We start from the raw sequence: 16,956 nt of genomic DNA on the forward strand, positions 1-16,956 counted from the left end.
ACGGGACCGATTATGGATAACTTGCGCTTCTCTTCTGCGCCGACAGCAGATTCCATTGATGCATCGATCGCTCAACACTACCCGGACTGCGAACCTGTCGCGGTTATCGGCTACGCCTGCCATTTTCCTGAATCGCCGGATGGCGAAACGTTCTGGCAAAACCTGCTGGAAGGTCGTGAATGCAGCCGACGCTTTACGCGCGAAGAGCTTCTGGCCGTCGGTCTGGATGCCGCCATCATTGACGATCCTCATTATGTCAATATCGGTACGGTGTTAGACAACGCCGACTGCTTCGACGCCACCCTGTTTGGCTATTCGCGACAGGAAGCGGAGTCGATGGACCCGCAGCAGCGCCTGTTTTTGCAGGCGGTCTGGCATGCGCTGGAACATGCCGGTTATGCCCCCGGCGCCGTCCCCCATAAGACCGGCGTTTTCGCCTCTTCCCGGATGAGTACCTACCCCGGTCGCGAAGCATTGAACGTGACAGAAGTCGCGCAGGTAAAAGGTCTGCAATCTCTGATGGGCAATGATAAAGACTATATTGCCACCCGCGCCGCGTACAAACTCAACCTGCACGGCCCGGCGTTATCGGTACAGACCGCCTGCTCCAGTTCGCTGGTTGCCGTGCATCTGGCCTGTGAAAGCCTGCGCGCAGGCGAATCCGATATGGCGGTTGCCGGCGGCGTGGCGCTCTCTTTCCCCCAGCAAGCGGGCTACCGCTACCAGCCCGGAATGATTTTCTCTCCTGATGGTCACTGTCGTCCTTTTGACGCCTCGGCTGAGGGCACCTGGGCCGGTAACGGTCTCGGCTGCGTGGTGCTGCGTCGCCTGAGAGACGCGCTGCTGTCAGGCGATCCGATTATCTCGGTGATCCTCTCCAGCGCGGTCAACAACGACGGCAACAGAAAGGTCGGCTATACCGCCCCTTCCGTCGCAGGGCAACAGGCAGTCATCGAAGAGGCGTTAATGCTGGCGGCGATCGACGACAGGCAGGTAGGTTACATTGAAACCCACGGCACCGGCACACCGCTGGGCGACGCGATTGAAATTGAAGCGTTACGCAACGTCTATGCGCCTCGCCCGCAGGATCAGCGCTGTGCGCTCGGCTCCGTGAAAAGTAATATGGGCCATCTGGATACCGCGGCGGGCATTGCCGGACTGCTGAAAACCGTTCTGGCAGTCAGCCGCGGGCAAATTCCACCCTTACTGAATTTTCACACCCCCAACCCAGCGCTGAAACTTGAAGAGAGTCCCTTTACCATACCGGTGTCGGCGCAGGCGTGGCAGGACGAAATGCGCTATGCGGGCGTCTCCTCCTTTGGTATTGGCGGCACCAACTGCCATATGATCGTCGCCTCGCTGCCCGACGCGCTCAACGCGCGCCTCCCCAATACGGATGGCGGCAGAAAAAGTACCGCGCTGCTGCTCAGCGCCGCCAGCGACAGCGCGTTGCGGCGGCTGGCGACGGATTATGCCGGGGCGCTGAGGGAGAATACGGATGCCAGCAATCTGGCCTTCACGGCCCTGCACGCGCGCCGTCTCGATCTTCCCTTCCGCCTGGCGGCGCCATTAAACCGTGAAACCGCTGCGGCGCTCAGCGCCTGGGCCGGTGAGAAATCGGGGGCGCTGGTTTACAGCGGCCACGGCGCCAGCGGCAAGCAGGTGTGGCTGTTTACCGGCCAGGGCTCGCACTGGCGCACTATGGGTCAAACGATGTACCAGCACTCAACGGCGTTTGCCGACACGCTGGATCGCTGTTTTTCCGCCTGTAGCGAAATGCTCACGCCGTCACTGCGCGAAGCGATGTTTAACCCCGATTCGGCGCAGCTGGACAATATGGCCTGGGCGCAGCCAGCGATTGTCGCGTTTGAAATCGCGATGGCGGCGCACTGGCGCGCTGAAGGACTGAAGCCAGACTTCGCCATTGGGCATTCCGTCGGTGAATTTGCCGCTGCCGTCGTCTGCGGACACTATACGATTGAACAGGTCATGCCACTGGTTTGTCGGCGCGGCGCGCTAATGCAGCAGTGCGCAAGCGGCGCGATGGTGGCGGTATTTGCAGACGAAGACACGCTGATGCCGCTGGCTCGCCAGTTTGAGCTGGATCTCGCCGCCAACAACGGTACGCAACATACGGTATTTTCCGGGCCGGAAGCCCGTCTCGCGGTATTTTGCGCCACGCTCTCGCAGCATGATATTAACTATCGTCGCCTGAGCGTAACCGGCGCGGCGCACTCCGCTTTACTGGAGCCGATACTCGATCGGTTCCAGGACGCCTGCGCGGGGCTGCACGCAGAGCCGGGGCAAATACCGATTATTTCCACGCTCACCGCCGACGTCATTGATGAGTCAACGCTCAACCAGGCGGATTACTGGCGCCGACACATGCGCCAGCCGGTGCGTTTTATCCAGAGTATTCAGATAGCGCATCAGCTCGGCGCCCGCGTTTTTCTGGAGATGGGGCCCGATGCCCAGTTGGTTGCTTCCGGGCAGCGCGAATACCGCGATAACGCATACTGGATAGCCAGCGCCCGGCGTAACAAAGAGGCGGGCGATGTCCTCAATCAGGCCCTGCTCCAGCTTTACGCTGCCGGCGTCGCCCTACCGTGGGCCGACCTGCTGGCGGGCGATGGACAACGTATCGCTGCGCCATGTTATCCGTTTGATACTGAGCGTTACTGGAAAGAGCGCGTCTCCCCGGCCTGCGAGCCTGCCGACGCAGCGCTGTCTGCCGGGCTGGAGGTGGCGAGTCGCGCTGCGACAGCGCTCGATCTCCCCCGCCTGGAAGCGCTTAAACAGTGCGCCACGCGCCTGCACGCCATCTACGTCGATCAACTGGTACAACGCTGTACCGGCGATGCCATTGAAAACGGCGTGGACGCCATGACCATCATGCGCCGTGGACGTCTGCTGCCCCGCTACCAGCAGCTACTCCAGCGCCTGCTGAATAACTGCGTGGTCGACGGCGATTACCGCTGCACCGACGGGCGATACGTCCGCGCCCGCCCCATTGAACATCAACAGCGGGAATCACTGCTGACGGAACTTGCCGGTTATTGTGAAGGTTTTCAGGCTATTCCCGACACCATCGCCCGTGCCGGCGATCGGTTATATGACATGATGAGCGGCGCGGAAGAACCGGTGGCGATTATCTTCCCGCAAAGCGCCTCCGACGGCGTGGAAGTGCTGTATCAGGAATTCAGCTTTGGCCGCTATTTCAACCAAATCGCCGCCGGGGTATTACGCGGCATTGTCCAGACGCGTCAGCCCCGCCAGCCGTTGCGTATTCTTGAAGTTGGCGGCGGAACCGGCGGCACCACCGCGTGGCTGCTGCCGGAACTCAACGGTGTTCCGGCGCTGGAGTACCACTTCACCGATATCTCAGCGCTGTTCACCCGCCGCGCCCAGCAGAAATTCGCCGACTATGATTTTGTGAAGTATAGCGAGCTGGATCTCGAAAAAGAGGCGCAGTCTCAGGGTTTCCAGGCACAGTCTTACGATCTCATTGTGGCGGCGAACGTGATTCACGCCACCCGCCATATTGGCCGCACGCTCGATAATCTGCGCCCCCTGCTCAAGCCGGGCGGGCGCCTGCTGATGCGCGAAATCACCCAGCCAATGCGTCTGTTTGACTTCGTTTTCGGCCCGCTGGTTCTTCCGCTACAGGATCTCGACGCCCGCGAAGGTGAGTTATTCCTCACCACCGCTCAGTGGCAGCAACAGTGCCGCCACGCCGGATTCAGCAAAGTGGCATGGCTACCGCAGGATGGCAGCCCGACCGCCGGGATGAGCGAACATATCATTCTCGCCACGCTGCCCGGTCAGGCGGTTAGCGCCGTAACATTCACCGCGCCATCAGAACCCGTGTTGGGGCAGGCGCTGACGGATAACGGTGATTATCTCGCCGACTGGTCTGATTGCGCAGGTCAGACTGAACGGTTTAACGCCCGCTGGCAGGAGGCCTGGCGTCTGCTCTCACAGCGTCATGGCGACGCTCTCCCTGTGGAACCGCCCCCCGTCGCCGCCCCGGAGTGGCTGGGGGAGGTTCGCTTAAGCTGGCAAAACGAAGCCTTTTCCCGCGGTCAGATGCGCGTTGAAGCCCGTCATCCTGCTGGCGAGTGGCTGCCGCTATCGCCCGCCGCGCCTCTTCCTGCGCCGCAGACGCATTATCAATGGCGCTGGACGCCCCTCAACGTCGCCAGCGTTGACCATCCGCTTACCTTCAGCTTCAGCGCCGGTACGCTTGCGCGCAGCGACGAGCTGGCGCAATACGGCATCATTCACGATCCGCACGCCTCTTCGCGACTGATGATTGTTGAGGAGAGCGAGGATACGCTGGCCTTAGCGGAGAAAGTGATAGCAGCGCTCACCGCCAGCGCAGCCGGATTGATTGTGGTCACTCGCCGCGCGTGGCGAGTCGAAGACAATGAGGCACTCTCTGCGTCCCATCACGCGCTATGGGCCTTGCTTCGCGTCGCGGCCAACGAACAGCCGGAACGGTTGATTGCCGCCATCGATCTCGCCGAAAACACTCCGTGGGAAACGCTGCATCAAGGGTTGAGCGCAGTCTCACTATCACAGCGCTGGCTCGCCGCGCGGGGTAACACCCTCTGGCTCCCTTCACTGGCGCCCAATACGGGATGCGCCGCCGAATTACCGGCAAATGTGTTTACCGGCGATAACCGCTGGCATCTGGTGACCGGAGCGTTTGGCGGATTAGGCCGCCTTGCCGTGAACTGGCTCAGAGAAAAAGGGGCGCGACGCATCGCCCTGCTGGCGCCGCGCGTGGATGAGTCATGGCTACGCGACGTGGAGGGCGGGCAGACGCGCGTCTGCCGTTGTGATGTGGGCGATGCCGGGCAACTGGCCACGGTTCTTGACGATCTGGCGGCCAACGGCGGCATTGCCGGAGCGATTCATGCCGCTGGCGTATTGGCTGACGCGCCCTTGCTGGAGCTTGACGACCACCAGCTGGCCACCGTTTTCGCGGTAAAAGCGCAGGCGGCAAGCCAGCTGTTGCAAACCCTGCGCAACCACGACGGACGCTATCTTATTCTCTACTCTTCCGCTGCCGCCACCCTCGGCGCGCCGGGTCAGAGCGCCCATGCGCTGGCCTGCGGCTACCTGGACGGGCTGGCCCAGCAGTTTTCCACCCTTGATGCGCCGAAAACGCTCTCTGTCGCCTGGGGCGCATGGGGAGAAAGCGGTCGGGCGGCCACGCCGGAAATGCTGGCGACGCTCGCCAGCCGTGGTATGGGCGCGTTAAGCGATGCCGAAGGCTGCTGGCACCTGGAACAGGCGGTGATGCGCGGTGCCCCGTGGCGACTGGCGATGCGCGTTTTTACCGACAAAATGCCCCCATTACAACAGGCTCTGTTTAACATCAGCGCCACAGAAAAAGCCGCAACGCCTGTCATTCCTCCTGCTGATGACAACGCCTTTAACGGCAGCCTGAGCGATGAAACGGCGGTGATGGCATGGCTGAAAAAGCGGATTGCGGTTCAGCTAAGGCTGAGCGATCCGGCGTCACTGCATCCAAACCAGGATCTGTTGCAACTCGGCATGGACTCGCTGCTCTTCCTTGAACTCAGTAGCGATATTCAGCACTACCTGGGCGTACGCATCAATGCGGAACGGGCGTGGCAGGATCTGTCTCCTCATGGAATCACGCAGCTTATCTGTTCTAAGCCAGAGGCGGCGCCTGCCGCTTCGCAGCCGGAAGTGTTGCAGCACGACGCCGACGAGCGTTATGCGCCCTTCCCTTTGACGCCCATTCAACACGCCTACTGGCTGGGGCGAACCCACCTCATTGGCTATGGCGGCGTCGCCTGTCACGTCCTGTTTGAGTGGGATAAACGCCACGATGAGTTCGATCTCGCCATACTGGAGAAAGCATGGAACCAGCTTATCGCACGCCACGATATGTTGCGCATGGTGGTTGATGCCGACGGGCAGCAGCGAGTCCTGGCGACAACGCCGGAGTATCACATCCCACGTGACGATCTGCGCGCGCTTTCCCCGGAAGAACAGCGCATCGCGCTGGAAAAACGGCGGCATGAACTGAGCTATCGCGTTTTGCCTGCCGGCCAGTGGCCTCTTTTTGAGCTGGTGGTCAGCGAAATCGACGATTGCCATTACCGTCTGCACATGAACCTCGACCTTTTGCAGTTCGATGTGCAGAGTTTTAAAGTCATGATGGACGATCTGGCGCAGGTCTGGCGCGGTGAAACGCTGGCGCCGCTCGCTATCACCTTCCGTGATTATGTAATGGCTGAACAGGCGCGCCGACAGACATCGGCATGGCACGATGCCTGGGATTACTGGCAGGAAAAACTGCCGCAACTGCCCTTAGCGCCAGAGCTGCCGGTGGTTGAGACGCCCCCGGAAACGCCACACTTCACCACCTTCAAATCGACGATCGGCAAGACAGAATGGCAGACCGTGAAACAGCGCTGGCAGCAGCAAGGCGTCACACCGTCTGCCGCGCTGCTCACGCTGTTTGCCGCCACCCTTGAGCGCTGGAGCCGCACCACGGCATTTACGCTGAACCTGACGTTCTTCAATCGCCAGCCGATCCATCCGCAAATCAACCAGTTGATTGGTGATTTTACCTCCGTCACGCTGGTTGATTTTAACTTCTCAACGCCGGTGACGTTGCAAGAGCAGATGCAACAGACCCAACAGCGCCTCTGGCAAAACATGGCGCACAGTGAAATGAACGGTGTTGAGGTGATCCGTGAGCTGGGCCGCCTGCGCGGGTCACAGCGTCAACCGCTGATGCCGGTGGTGTTTACCAGTATGCTGGGGATGACGCTGGAAGGCATGACTATCGATCAGGCGATGAGCCATCTGTTCGGCGAACCCTGCTATGTATTCACGCAAACGCCGCAGGTCTGGCTGGATCATCAGGTCATGGAGAGCGACGGCGAGTTGATGTTTAGCTGGTACTGCATGGACAACGTGCTGGAACCCGGCGCTGCCGAGGCGATGTTTAATGACTACTGCGCCATCCTGCAAGCCGTCATCGCCGCCCCTGAAAGCCTGAAGGCTCTCGCCAGCGGCATCGCCGGGCACATTCCCCGCCGACGCTGGCCGCTGAACGCGCAGGCGGACTACGACCTGCGGGATATTGAGCAGGCGACGCTCGAATACCCCGGCATCCGGCAGGCCAGAGCGGAAATAACCGAACAAGGCGCGTTGACGCTGGATATCGTAATGGCCGACGATCCGTCGCCATCAGCGGCGACGCCTGATGAGCACGAACTTACCCAACTGGCGCTGCCGTTGCCTGAGCAGGCGCAGCTTGATGAGCTGGAGGCGACCTGGCGCTGGCTGGAGGCGCGTGCGCTACAGGGGATCGCGGCCACGCTAAATCGTCACGGCCTGTTTACCACGCCGGAGATCGCCCATCGCTTTAGCGCAATAGTACAGGCGCTGTCCGCGCAAGCGTCTCACCAGCGTCTGCTGCGCCAGTGGCTACAGTGTCTGACGGAAAGAGAGTGGTTGATCCGCGAGGGTGAAAGCTGGCGCTGCCGCGTTCCGCTCAGCGAGATTCCTGAGCCTCAGGAAGCGTGCCCGCCAAGCCAATGGAGTCAGGCGCTGGCGCAGTATCTGGAAACCTGCATCGCCCGGCACGACGCCCTCTTCTCCGGGCAGTGTTCTCCGCTGGAATTACTGTTCAACGAGCAGCATCGCGTGACCGACGCGCTGTATCGCGACAACCCCGCCAGCGCCTGTCTGAATCGCTATACCGCGCAGATTGCCGCCTTGTGCGGCGCAGAACGGATTCTGGAGGTTGGCGCCGGAACCGCAGCCACTACCGCGCCGGTGCTGAAGGCCACGCGGAACACGCGGCAGTCGTACCACTTCACGGACGTCTCCGCGCAGTTCCTCAATGACGCCAGAGCCCGTTTCCATGATGAATCGCGGGTGTCTTATGCCTTGTTCGACATCAACCAGCCGCTGGATTTCACCGCCCACCCGGAGGCGGGTTACGACCTGATCGTTGCCGTCAATGTGCTCCACGACGCCAGCCATGTCGTCCAGACGTTGCGCAGATTAAAACTGTTGCTGAAAGCCGGCGGACGTTTGCTGATCGTTGAAGCGACGGAGCGAAACAGCGTATTCCAGCTGGCGAGCGTGGGCTTTATTGAGGGATTAAGCGGATACCGCGATTTCCGCCGCCGGGATGAGAAACCGATGCTCACCCGCTCCGCATGGCAGGAGGTGCTCGTTCAGGCCGGGTTTGCAAACGAGCTGGCGTGGCCCGCGCAGGAATCGTCGCAGCTGCGCCAGCATCTGCTGCTGGCGCGTTCGCCTGGCGTAAATCGCCCGGATAAAGAAGCCGTGAGCCGCTATTTACAGCAGCGCTTTGGCACCGGTCTGCCCGTTTTACAGATCCGGCAAAGAGAAGCGTTATTTACGCCGCTGCATGCCCCGTCTGATGCGCTGATTGAGCCAGCCAAACCCACGCCAGTTGCCGGGGGGAATCCGGCGCTGGAAAAACAGGTGGCTGAACTCTGGCAATCGCTGCTGTCTCGCCCCGTGGCAAGGCATCACGACTTTTTCGAACTGGGCGGCGACAGCCTGATGGCGACAAGGATGGTCGCGCAGCTAAACCGGAGAGGGATTGCCAGGGCTAACCTTCAGGATCTGTTCAGCCATTCGACGCTGAGCGACTTCTGCGCCCATCTACAGGCGGCTACGTCAGGAGAGGACAACCCGATACCCCTTTGCCAGGGCGACGGCGACGAAACCCTGTTTGTCTTCCACGCTTCGGACGGCGATATCAGCGCCTGGCTGCCGCTCGCCAGCGCACTGAACAGGCGTGTTTTCGGCCTGCAAGCAAAATCGCCGCAGCGCTTTGCCACGCTTGACCAGATGATCGATGAGTATGTCGGGTGCATCCGTCGCCAGCAGTCTCACGGCCCTTATGTGCTGGCAGGTTGGTCGTATGGCGCGTTTCTCGCTGCGGGCGCCGCACAGCGCCTGTACGCCAAAGGCGAGCAGGTTCGGATCGCGTTAATCGATCCCGTGTGCCGACAGGATTTCTGTTGCGAAAAACGGGCGGCCCTGCTGCGCCTGTTAGCCGAAGGACAAACGCCTCTGGCACTGCCCGAACATTTCGACCAGCAGACGCCCGACAGCCAGCTTGCCGACTTTATCAGCCTCGCTAAAACGGCCGGTATGGTGTCGCAAAACCTGACGCTGCAAGCGGCAGAAACGTGGCTCGACAACATCGCGCATCTGCTGCGTTTACTGACTGAGCATACGCCGGGCGAAAGCGTTCCGGTCCCCTGTCTCATGGTGTATGCCGCCGGGAGACCCGCGCGCTGGACGCCAGCAGAAACCGAGTGGCAGGGCTGGATAAACAACGCCGACGACGCTGTGATTGAAGCCAGCCACTGGCAAATCATGATGGAAGCCCCCCACGTTCAGGCTTGTGCGCAACACATTACGCGCTGGCTTTGCGCAACCTCAACGCAACCGGAGAACACGTTATGATGCCGTCCGCCTCCCCAAAACAACGCGTACTGATTGTGGGCGCCAAATTTGGCGAAATGTACCTGAATGCCTTTATGCAGCCCCCGGAGGGGCTGGAACTGGTTGGCCTGCTGGCACAGGGAAGCGCCCGCTCAAGAGAGCTGGCCCATGCGTTTGGCATTCCGCTGTATACCTCGCCGGAACAGATAACCGGGATGCCGGATATCGCCTGTATTGTCGTGCGTTCGACCGTCGCCGGAGGAACCGGTACGCAGCTTGCCAGACACTTTCTGGCGCGCGGCGTACACGTCATTCAGGAGCATCCCCTCCACCCGGATGACATCAGTTCCTTACAAACGCTGGCGCAGGAACAGGGCTGCTGCTATTGGGTAAACACGTTTTATCCGCATACGCGCGCGGGACGCACATGGCTTCGCGATGCGCAGCAGCAGCGTCGCTGCCTGGCCAAGACGCCGCCGGTAGTCCACGCCACCACCAGCCGACAGTTGCTCTACTCCACGCTGGATTTGTTGTTGCTGGCTCTGGGCGTTGATGCCGCCGCCGTGGAGTGCGACGTGGTTGGCAGCTTTAGCGATTTTCACTGCCTGAGACTCTTCTGGCCGGAGGGAGAAGCCTGCCTGCTGCTTCAGCGCTATCTCGATCCTGACGATCCAGATATGCATAGCCTTATCATGCACCGCCTGCTGCTGGGCTGGCCGGAAGGTCATCTTTCGCTGGAGGCGAGCTACGGCCCCGTCATCTGGTCATCCAGCCTGTTTGTCGCAGACCATCAGGAGAACGCCCACAGTCTCTACCGCAGACCGGAGATCCTGCGCGATCCGCCGGGTCTGACGCGCAGCGCGGCGCCCCTGAGCTGGCGCGACTGCTGCGAAACCGTCGGGCCGGAGGGCGTCAGTTGGTTGCTACACCAGTTGCGCAGCCATCTGGCGGGCGAACATCCACCAGCGGCCTGCCAAAGCGTACATCAGATCGCGTTATCACGTTTATGGCAGCAGATTTTACGTAAGACCGGCAATGCGGAGATCAGACGCCTGACGCCGCCGCACCACGACCGGTTAGCCGGTTTCTACAACGATGATGATAAGGAGGCGCTGTGACGCAATCTGCAATGTGCATCCCGCTATGGCCCGCCCGGAACGGCAATACTGCGCATCTGGTCATGTGCCCTTTCGCTGGCGGCAGCAGTAGCGCGTTTCGCCACTGGCGAGACAATCAAATGGCGAACAGCGCGCTTTCTCTGATGACCTGGCCGGGGCGCGATCGCCTTCGCCATCTGGAACCGCTCAGAAGCATTACACAACTGGCGGCACTGCTGGCGAACGAACTGGAAGCGTCTGTATCGCCTGACACGCCGCTTTTACTCGTCGGGCACAGCATGGGGGCGCAGGTGGCGTTTGAAACCTGCCGACTTCTGGAGCAACGGGGGCATGCGCCGCAAGGACTGATTATTTCCGGGTGCCATGCCCCGCATCTGCATTCTGAACGCCAGCTCAGCCATCGCGATGATGCCGACTTTATCGCTGAGCTGATAGACATTGGCGGATGTTCTCCTGAACTGCGGGAAAACCAGGAATTAATGTCACTGTTTCTTCCTCTTCTGCGCGCTGATTTTTACGCCACCGAGAGCTATCACTACGACTCGCCCGACGTCTGTCCGCCGCTGCGCACGCCTGCGCTGTTATTGTGCGGCAGCCACGATCGCGAAGCCTCCTGGCAGCAGGTCGATGCCTGGCGTCAGTGGCTGAGCCACGTTACAGGCCCGGTGGTGATTGACGGCGATCATTTCTATCCCATTCAACAAGCCCGGTCCTTTTTTACGCAGATTGTCCGCCATTTTCCCCACGCATTTTCTGCAATGACCGCGTTGCAAAAACAGCCCAGCACTTCAGAAAGGTGACGCATGAATTCTTCCTTTGAATCTCTGATTGAACAGTATCCCTTACCCATTGCCGAACAGTTGCGCCACTGGGCGGCCCGTTATGCCTCGCGAATTGCCGTCGTTGATGCAAAGGGGTCGTTAACCTACAGCGCGCTTGATGCACGGGTCGACGAACTTGCCGCAGGTCTGTCATCACTGGGTTTGCGTTCGGGGGAACATGTGATTGTGCAGCTTCCCAACGACAACGCGTTTGTTACCCTGCTGTTCGCCTTGTTAAGACTGGGCGTTATCCCCGTGCTGGCGATGCCCTCGCAACGGGCGCTGGATATCGACGCGCTGATTGAGCTGGCGCAACCCGTCGCTTACGTTATTCACGGGGAAAACCACGCAGAGCTGGCCCGACAGATGGCGCACAAACACGCCTGCTTGCGTCATGTCCTGGTCGCAGGAGAGACCGTGAGCGACGATTTTACGCCGCTCTTCTCCCTTCACGGTGAGCGACAGGCGTGGCCGCAGCCTGATGTTTCCGCCACCGCGTTGTTGCTGCTTTCAGGCGGCACAACCGGCACGCCCAAACTCATCCCGCGCCGACATGCCGACTATAGCTATAACTTCAGCGCTTCTGCTGAACTGTGCGGCATCAGCCAACAGAGCGTATATCTCGCCGTCCTCCCGGTGGCGCATAACTTTCCGCTGGCCTGCCCCGGCATTCTGGGAACGCTTGCCTGCGGCGGAAAAGTGGTGCTGACCGACAGCGCCAGCTGTGATGAGGTGATGCCTTTAATCGCGCGGGAAGGCGTGACTCACGTCGCCCTGGTTCCGGCGCTGGCGCAATTATGGGTGCAGGCCAGGGAGTGGGAAGACAGCGACCTCTCGTCGCTGCGCGTCATTCAGGCAGGCGGCGCCCGGCTCGACCCGACGCTTGCTGAGCAGGTTATCGCCACCTTTGACTGTACCCTGCAACAGGTTTTCGGTATGGCGGAAGGCCTGCTCTGTTTTACCCGGCTGGACGATCCGCATGCCACCATTCTCCACAGCCAGGGGCGCCCGTTGTCCCCTCTGGATGAAATCCGCATCGTTGATCAAGACGAGAACGACGTCGCGCCGGGCGAAACCGGGCAATTATTAACGCGCGGCCCTTATACCATTTCGGGCTATTACCGCGCCCCTGCTCACAACGCGCAGGCCTTTACCGCGCAAGGGTTTTACCGCACAGGCGACAATGTCAGGCTGGATGAGGCGGGGAACCTGCACGTTGAGGGGCGCATAAAAGAGCAGATCAACCGCGCCGGAGAAAAAATAGCCGCTGCTGAAGTGGAATCGGCACTGCTGCGTTTAGCGGAAGTGCAAGATTGCGCGGTGGTCGCCGCGCCGGACACGCTGCTTGGCGAACGGATCTGCGCGTTTATCATCGCGCAGCAGGTGCCAACTGACTATCAACAACTGCGTCAACAACTGACCCGTATGGGACTCAGCGCGTGGAAAATTCCTGACCAAATCGAGTATCTGGACCACTGGCCGCTCACCGCCGTCGGCAAGATAGACAAAAAACGCCTGACGGCTCTCGCCGTCGACCGTTATCGCCATTCAGCCCAATAAGCGCAAACCGACCCGAAACAGGTTGAAATAAAACCGTTTCGGGTAGCACCACTATTAGAAATAGTTATCATTTTCAATTCACCATTGTCGGTATTTTTGGCGTTTCGCCGTCTTACAGGGACTCACAACAATGAAAATGACACGGCTTTATCCTCTGGCCTTGGGGGGATTATTGCTCCCCGCCATTGCTAATGCCCAGACTTCACAGCAAGACGAAAGCACGCTGGTGGTTACCGCCAGTAAACAATCTTCCCGCTCGGCATCAGCCAACAACGTCTCGTCTACTGTTGTCAGCGCGCCGGAATTAAGCGACGCCGGCGTCACCGCCAGCGACAAACTCCCCAGAGTGTTGCCCGGGCTCAATATTGAAAATAGCGGCAACATGCTTTTTTCGACGATCTCGCTACGCGGCGTCTCTTCGGCGCAGGACTTCTATAACCCCGCCGTCACCCTGTATGTCGATGGCGTCCCTCAGCTTTCCACCAACACCATCCAGGCGCTTACCGATGTGCAAAGCGTGGAGTTGCTGCGAGGCCCACAGGGAACGTTATATGGCAAAAGCGCTCAGGGCGGGATCATCAACATCGTCACCCAGCAGCCGGACAGCACGCCGCGCGGCTATATTGAAGGCGGTGTCAGCAGCCGCGACAGTTATCGAAGTAAGTTCAACCTGAGCGGCCCCATTCAGGATGGCCTGCTGTACGGCAGCGTCACCCTGTTACGTCAGGTTGATGACGGCGACATGATTAACCCCGCGACGGGAAGCGATGACTTAGGCGGCACCCGCGCCAGCATAGGGAATGTGAAACTGCGTCTGGCGCCGGACGACCAGCCCTGGGAAATGGGCTTTGCCGCCTCACGCGAATGTACCCGCGCCACCCAGGACGCCTATGTGGGATGGAATGATATTAAGGGCCGTAAGCTCTCACTTAGCGATGGTTCACCAGACCCGTACATGCGGCGCTGCACTGACAGCCAGACCCTGAGTGGGAAATACACCACCGATGACTGGGTTTTCAACCTGATCAGCGCCTGGCAGCAGCAGCATTATTCGCGCACCTTCCCTTCCGGTTCGTTAATCGTCAATATGCCTCAGCGCTGGAATCAGGATGTGCAGGAGCTGCGCGCCGCAACCCTGGGCGATGCGCGTACCGTTGATATGGTGTTTGGGCTGTACCGGCAGAACACCCGCGAGAAGTTAAATTCAGCCTACGACATGCCGACAATGCCTTATTTAAGCAGTACCGGCTATACCACCGCTGAAACGCTGGCCGCATACAGTGACCTGACCTGGCATTTAACCGATCGTTTTGATATCGGCGGCGGCGTGCGCTTCTCGCATGATAAATCCAGTACACAATATCACGGCAGCATGCTCGGCAACCCGTTTGGCGACCAGGGTAAGAGCAATGACGATCAGGTACTCGGGCAGCTATCCGCAGGCTATATGCTGACCGACGACTGGAGAGTGTATACCCGTGTAGCCCAGGGATATAAACCTTCCGGGTACAACATCGTGCCTACTGCGGGTCTTGATGCCAAACCGTTCGTCGCCGAGAAATCCATCAACTATGAACTTGGCACCCGCTACGAAACCGCTGACGTCACGCTGCAAGCCGCGACGTTTTATACCCACACCAAAGACATGCAGCTTTACTCTGGCCCGGTCGGGATGCAGACATTAAGCAATGCGGGTAAAGCCGACGCCACCGGCGTTGAGCTTGAAGCGAAGTGGCGGTTTGCGCCTGGCTGGTCATGGGATATCAATGGCAACGTGATCCGTTCCGAATTCACCAATGACAGTGAGTTGTATCACGGCAACCGGGTGCCGTTCGTACCACGTTATGGCGCGGGAAGCAGCGTGAACGGCGTGATTGATACGCGCTATGGCGCACTGATGCCCCGACTGGCGGTTAATCTGGTCGGGCCGCATTATTTCGATGGCGACAACCAGTTGCGGCAAGGCACCTATGCCACCCTGGACAGCAGCCTGGGCTGGCAGGCGACTGAACGGATGAACATTTCCGTCTATGTCGATAACCTGTTCGACCGTCGTTACCGTACCTATGGCTACATGAACGGCAGCAGCGCCGTCGCGCAGGTCAATATGGGTCGCACCGTCGGTATCAATACGCGAATTGATTTCTTCTGATCCTTTAAATAAGCAGGGATGCCGTCACGGCATCCCTGATGCGCTTATCCCGCCCAGGGCAGCTCAGACTTGAGCTGCCCGTTTCAAATCTGGCTGTTGGCTGTGAGTGAGGAGCAGACATGGTTTTGAAGATGTTACTGGCTTTTATTTAGTGTCAGTGTCTCAGTCCGTAATAGGTTTGCTCATATTGATACCCGTAACCCTGAATCCGCTGGTTTCATAGACATGCCGGGCGCGAGCATTATCACCTGCAACACGCAATCTGATCTCTTTAAAGCCCTTCGCTTGCAGATACTCTTCAAAAGCACGTAGAGATTGTTTGCCAAGCCCCAACCCCTGACTGGAGTTGAAAATATGAAAATCGTAGATAAAAACAGTGTGCTTAGTCGAGTCTGGTTTGTACCAGAGATAACCTACATGGTTGTTAGCCTTGTCCGACTGAGCAACAATACACATTAATACTTGCCCATGAGTATTAACTCCATCGGGAAGCATTTCCGAAATTTCCTGCTTCGCTCTGGCAAGAGAATCACGAAGGGATGCCCCGTAGTTTGATTCGATCTCATATGCATAATCATTAACAAAATATTCGAGATAAGCAGGATACTCATCTTTTGTCATCATTCGGAAAGAAATCACACCTGTCCCCTCACCCTTATCATGCTGAAAATATGAATATATTAATGACGATGCAGTCCTCTATCGTCAATCGTATTCACTTCTAAATACGCGTTCAGGCCAGGTGATTAACATAAAAAGGGTATTAATGTCCGCTCCTGGCACACAGCGGACACGTTAACTGGGCTAAAAGTCCGCGGTGAGCGAATAGCAGCCAATGGTTTCGAAGATGGTGCTGGCTTTTATTTAGTGTCAGTGTCCTTACGTTACAAGAATGAATGCAATATATGGGATAAACGCCGTGGTTGTGCCAATGCTTACAGAAGCCCACATGCGAATGTGGGCTTCTGGTATTACTGTTCTTCGCCTTCCTTACCGTAGTAAAGTTTACCGAGTTTGATGAGCGGCCTGCCCTGCGATTTACGGTGCATATTAGTATCACGCAGTGAATAGACGCAGCCACAATACTCCTGCTGGTAAAACTGCTCGCGTTTGCTGATCTCAATCATGCGCGATGACCCGCCCTGCTTACGCCAGTTGTAATCCCAGTATGCCATTCCCGGATAATGCGCAGCAGCGCGTTGTCCGCAGTCGTTAATCTGCTGCATATTCTTCCAGCGGGAAATCCCGAGTGAGCTGCTGATCACGCTGAACCCATGTTCCGCGGCATACAGCGCGGTGCGTTCAAAGCGCATATCAAAGCACATGGTACACCGAACACCGCGCTCAGGCTCCCACTCCATCCCTTTCGCACGCTCGAACCAGTTGTCGGTGTCGTAATCCGCATCAACAAAAGGCACGCCGTGTTTTTCGGCAAAACGGATATTCTCCTCCTTACGGATGAGGTACTCCTTTTGCGGATGAATATTAGGGTTATAAAAGAAAATTGTGTAATCAATGCCCGAGGCCTGAATCGCCTCCATGACTTCCCCCGAACAGGGCGCACAGCACGAGTGCAGCAGTAGCTTGTCTGCGCCGTTCGGCAGCGTCAGTTGCGGGCGTTTAAAATCAGCGTTCTTCATAAATGGATGCTTTGGCAATAGTGAAACTTTCAGGAATTTTAGCATTCACATCGGCGATAACGAAATTAAGAAGTCGCTGTTGTCGTTGAACAAAGGTTTGCTGAGAAGCATCTGAAACGGTCGACAAAATCTGACCGCGATTTGAGAGCTGGTCAGAACAATTAAACTTCCGCTCCTGGCAC

At 58.6% G+C, this 16,956-nt stretch carries 8 protein-coding genes; 5 read left to right on the forward strand and 3 right to left on the reverse strand.

Features of this window, described 5'->3' with window-relative positions; all coding sequences use genetic code 11:
* Positions 1-12: 12 nt before the first annotated feature.
* The 5 genes from irp1 (at position 13) to fyuA (ending at position 15,134) form a co-directional block, all read left to right on the forward strand.
* Entirely contained in the window at positions 13-9,504 is a 9,492-nt protein-coding gene (gene irp1 / locus OGX93_RS04780) for a yersiniabactin polyketide synthase HMWP1 (RefSeq protein WP_286487776.1), read from the forward strand.
* Positions 9,501-10,601, forward strand: a complete 1,101-nt coding sequence (gene ybtU, locus OGX93_RS04785; protein WP_286487777.1) for a yersiniabactin biosynthesis oxidoreductase YbtU — start codon at positions 9,501-9,503, stop codon at positions 10,599-10,601. Before irp1 ends, ybtU begins: the two co-directional genes overlap by 4 nt.
* A complete protein-coding gene (ybtT, locus tag OGX93_RS04790) occupies positions 10,598-11,401 on the forward strand; it encodes a yersiniabactin biosynthesis thioesterase YbtT (protein WP_286449590.1) in 804 nt (267 codons plus the stop codon). Before ybtU ends, ybtT begins: the two co-directional genes overlap by 4 nt.
* A gap of 3 nt (positions 11,402-11,404) precedes the next feature.
* The gene (gene ybtE, locus OGX93_RS04795; RefSeq protein ID WP_286449591.1) at positions 11,405-12,982 is read left to right on the forward strand and encodes a yersiniabactin biosynthesis salycil-AMP ligase YbtE; all 1,578 of its coding nucleotides are present in this window, start codon (positions 11,405-11,407) and stop codon (positions 12,980-12,982) included.
* A gap of 130 nt (positions 12,983-13,112) precedes the next feature.
* Positions 13,113-15,134 carry a siderophore yersiniabactin receptor FyuA gene (gene fyuA, locus OGX93_RS04800; RefSeq protein ID WP_071258495.1) on the forward strand — a complete coding sequence of 674 codons (2,022 nt, stop codon included), beginning with the start codon at positions 13,113-13,115 and terminating at the stop codon, positions 15,132-15,134.
* Between the two features lie 162 nt (positions 15,135-15,296).
* On the opposite strand, the gene OGX93_RS04805 is transcribed toward fyuA, so the two are convergent.
* The 3 genes from OGX93_RS04805 to OGX93_RS04815 form a co-directional block, all read right to left on the reverse strand.
* Positions 15,297-15,773: a GNAT family N-acetyltransferase gene (locus tag OGX93_RS04805; RefSeq protein ID WP_024130286.1), complete on the reverse strand. Its 477-nt coding sequence runs from the start codon at positions 15,771-15,773 to the stop codon at positions 15,297-15,299.
* A 332-nt stretch (positions 15,774-16,105) separates the two neighbouring features.
* The gene (locus tag OGX93_RS04810; RefSeq protein ID WP_024130285.1) at positions 16,106-16,774 is read right to left on the reverse strand and encodes an epoxyqueuosine reductase QueH; all 669 of its coding nucleotides are present in this window, start codon (positions 16,772-16,774) and stop codon (positions 16,106-16,108) included.
* A partial coding sequence (locus OGX93_RS04815; protein WP_286449132.1) for a hypothetical protein occupies positions 16,761-16,956 on the reverse strand: 196 nt, incomplete at its 5' end. The genes OGX93_RS04815 and OGX93_RS04810, both read right to left, overlap by 14 nt.

Origin of the sequence: Citrobacter sp. CK195 (assembly GCF_030333365.1) — a bacterium.
In the GTDB taxonomy this organism is placed as follows: domain Bacteria; phylum Pseudomonadota; class Gammaproteobacteria; order Enterobacterales; family Enterobacteriaceae; genus Citrobacter_B; species Citrobacter_B koseri.